This window comes from Draconibacterium sp. (assembly GCF_041583095.1).
Taxonomy (GTDB): Bacteria; Bacteroidota; Bacteroidia; order Bacteroidales; family Prolixibacteraceae; genus Draconibacterium.
In genome coordinates, this window is the sequence record NZ_JBFHGM010000393.1 from 1 (window position 1) to 3,481 (window position 3,481).

General features: G+C 43.1%; 5 protein-coding genes. All 5 read right to left on the reverse strand.

All coding sequences use genetic code 11. The features are described 5' to 3' along the window. The coding region (atpA, locus tag ABZB17_RS21600; protein WP_372653569.1) for a F0F1 ATP synthase subunit alpha at positions 1-1,559 on the reverse strand (1,559 nt) is incomplete at its 3' end. 30 nt (positions 1,560-1,589) lie between these two features. Further along, on the reverse strand, positions 1,590-2,135 hold the full coding sequence (atpH, locus tag ABZB17_RS21605) for an ATP synthase F1 subunit delta (protein ID WP_045025972.1): 546 nt from the start codon (positions 2,133-2,135) through the stop codon (positions 1,590-1,592). Between the two features lie 2 nt (positions 2,136-2,137). Then, positions 2,138-2,632, reverse strand: coding sequence for a F0F1 ATP synthase subunit B (locus tag ABZB17_RS21610; RefSeq protein ID WP_372653572.1), 495 nt, complete (start codon positions 2,630-2,632; stop codon positions 2,138-2,140). A gap of 66 nt (positions 2,633-2,698) precedes the next feature. Beyond that, positions 2,699-2,962, reverse strand: coding sequence for an ATP synthase F0 subunit C (atpE, locus tag ABZB17_RS21615; RefSeq protein ID WP_038557555.1), 264 nt, complete (start codon positions 2,960-2,962; stop codon positions 2,699-2,701). Positions 2,963-2,980: 18 nt separating this feature from the next. Beyond that, a partial coding sequence (locus ABZB17_RS21620; protein ID WP_372653574.1) for a F0F1 ATP synthase subunit A occupies positions 2,981-3,481 on the reverse strand: 501 nt, incomplete at its 5' end.

Below are 3,481 nucleotides of genomic sequence, written 5' to 3' on the forward strand. Positions count from 1 at the left end.
GTTTCAGCAGCTACTTTTCTAATTGTCTCCTCAATTTCAGGTGTCAGTTTACCGGCTTTTAGTTCATCCAAAACCGGGCGGTGCGACATTTTCATTGTTTCCAGGAAATCGGCTTCAAACTCTTTCACCTTATCAATTGGTACACTACGAAGCAACTCGTTTGTTCCGCAATAGATAATAGCTGCCTGATGCTCTACTTTTACCGGCGAGTACTGTCCCTGTTTCAGGATTTCCACGTTTTTACGTCCCTTATCAAGTACACGCATTGTAGCGGCATCCAAATCAGAACCGAATTTAGAAAACGCTTCCAGTTCGCGGAACTGTGCCTGGTCGAGTTTTAATGTACCCGAGATCTTTTTCATCGATTTGATTTGTGCACTACCACCAACACGCGATACCGAAATACCCACGTTAATCGCCGGACGAATACCCGAGTTAAACAGGTTCGATTCCAGGAAGATCTGTCCGTCGGTAATTGAAATTACGTTGGTTGGAATATAGGCAGAAACGTCGCCGGCCTGTGTTTCAATAATAGGAAGTGCGGTTAATGAACCACCACCTTTTACTTTATCCTTCAAACACTCCGGTAAGTCGTTCATGTTTTTTGCAATCTCATCCGATTCGATGATTTTTGCAGCACGTTCCAACAAGCGCGAGTGCAAATAGAAAACATCACCCGGATAAGCTTCACGGCCCGGTGGACGACGAAGCAACAGCGACACCTCACGATACGAAACAGCTTGTTTCGATAAATCATCGTAAATAATCAGTGCATGACGACCGGTATCGCGGAAATATTCGCCGATAGCAGCACCTGCATACGGAGCATAAAACTGCAATGCTGCCGGATCTGATGCAGTTGCCATAACAATTATCGAGTAGGCCATTGCACCTGCTTTTTCAAGCGTTGCTGCAATGTTTGCAACGGTAGATCCTTTCTGACCTACTGCCACATAGATACAGTATACCGGATTTCCCTGTTCGTAGAATTCACGTTGGTTAATAATGGTATCGATGGCTACTGCTGTTTTTCCTGTCTGACGGTCGCCAATAATCAACTCACGCTGACCACGGCCGATTGGAATCATGGCATCAACCGCTTTCAATCCTGTTTGCAGCGGTTCTTTTACCGGCTGACGGAAAATTACACCCGGTGCTTTCCTTTCCAAAGGCATTTCGAAAAGTTCACCTGTAATAGCACCTTTACCGTCAATGGCCTCACCAATGGTATTTACCACACGACCAAGCAGGCCTTCGCCAACATTAATCGATGCAATACGACGTGTACGTTTTACTGTATCGCCTTCTTTAATTTGTTCTGTAGGACCTAAAAGTACAGCCCCAACATTATCTTCTTCAAGGTTCAATACAATGCCTTTCATTCCGTTTTCGAATTCGATCATCTCATTCGATTCCACGTTCGAAAGTCCATAAATACGTGCAATGCCGTCGCCAACTTGCAGAACGGTACCAACTTCTTCCAGTTCGGCTACCGATTTAAATCCTTCGAGTTGTTGCTTTAGAATTTCAGATACTTCAGCAGGTTTTATATTAGCCATGTTCTATTATTTTTTGCTTGTCGCTATCGTTTATAATTCGGTTTCTAACAAGGTTTGTTTTACCTTGCGTAATTGGGTTGCCACGCTGGCATCATACTGTTTATCATCAAGGCGTAATACCAGACCTCCAAGAATTTCGGGATTTACCTGAGCCGCCAGTTCAATGGTTGCATTCAGTTCTTTTCCCAGCAGTGTTTCCACCTTTTTAAGTGTTGAGGCATCAACCTCAGTAGCTGTTGTAAGAACCGCCGATTTAATGTTGAGGTCTTTTCGGGTAAGATCGAGAAAATTGCGGCAGATGCCCGGAATGTGTACTTCGCGTTTGTTTTGAACGATCAGCAGTAAAAAGTTGAGACTGATCTCTTCAATTTTACCTTCGAAAATACTTTTTACCAAGGCAGCCTTTTTTGATGATTTTACGATGGGGCTTTCCAGCAAAAGAATAAAATCTTTTGATGATTTGCAGACATCCATAACCAGTTGGATATCGGTTTTTAGCTTATCGAGCAGGTTTTTCTCTTTGGCTGTTGAAAAGAAAGCTTTGGCGTATCGTACAGTTATTGTGCTCTGGTCCATACTTAATTCAGCTTGATGTCGTCGATTAATCCGTCAACCATTTTTTCCTGTTCGGCCTTGTTGCTTAACTCTTTGCGAATTACTTTTTCGGCAATACTTACCGAAAGTTCGGCCACTTGTTTTTTAATATCGTTTATGGCAGCAGTTTTTTCGGCTTCGATTTGCTGACGTGCCTGAGCAATGCTTTTTTGCGCTTCTTCGCCGGCTTTTTCTTTGGCTTCGGCAACAATTTTATCTTTTAACTCCTTGGCCTCTTTCAGGATCGCTTCTTTTTCGCGGCGTGCTTCAGCAATAATTTTTTCATTATCGGCTTTTAGCCCGGCTACTTCTTTCTTGGCTTCTTCGGCCGAGTTTAAAGCGGTTGCGATAGAATCTTCACGCTCTTTTAATGCAGCAAGAATTGGTTTCCATGCAAACTTCGTCAACACAAAGAGTACGATTCCAAAAATGATGAGCATCCAAAAAATGGTGCCCGGATTCGGCATTACTAATCCCATGATTTAAAATTTTAATGGGGCAACGGCATCCCGGGCAATCCCCGGGATGGCTGCCAAAGTTTTTTGCTATACAAAAACGATAAGGATACAAACAATAACTGCGAAGAACGCAACACCTTCGATAAGTGCTGCCGACACAATCATGTTCGATCTGATGTCGCCGCTTGCTTCCGGTTGACGGGCAATAGCTTCCATGGCACTGGCACCGATTTTACCGATACCCATACCAGCTCCAATTGCTGCTAAACCTGCACCAATTGCTGCTCCCATTTTTCCAACCGACGCACCGGCGGCCGCTTGTAGCAATACTGTTAAAATAGCTGATAACATAGCTTTTAATTTTAAATATTAATGATGTTCTGAGGTCGCCATCCCGAAATAGAGTGCCGACAACAGAGTAAAAACATACGCTTGAATAAATGATACCAAAACATCGAGCAGCAAAATGAACACCGAGAACAGAATGGATATCGGACTTGCTCCTAATCCAACTGCCGGGCCAAACAAGCTGCCGAATACAAAAATAAGGCTCACAAACACCATTACAATAAGGTGACCCGCCATCATGTTGGCAAAAAGTCGGACCATAAGAACAAATGGTTTTGTAATTACACCCGAAAGTTCAACGATAGGCATTAACGGAATCGGGAATTTTAACCACCACGGAACATCCGGGTTGTAAATTTCTTTCCAGTAATGTTTGTTACCGTTAATTGTTGTAACTGCAAAAGTGAATAGGGCGAGTACCATTGTAACCCCAATATTTCCTGTAACGTTGGCTCCAAATGGTGGAATTGGTATTAATCCCATGAAGTTGTTGATCAGGATAAAAAAGAAAAGAGTTAATAA

Coding starts and splice junctions, on each gene's coding strand:
- atpE (WP_038557555.1), bottom strand. CDS start 2,962: ATGTTATCAGCTATTTTAACAGTATTGCTACAAGCGGCCGCCGGTGCG.
- ABZB17_RS21610 (WP_372653572.1), bottom strand. CDS start 2,632: ATGGGATTAGTAATGCCGAATCCGGGCACCATTTTTTGGATGCTCATC.
- atpH (WP_045025972.1), bottom strand. CDS start 2,135: ATGGACCAGAGCACAATAACTGTACGATACGCCAAAGCTTTCTTTTCA.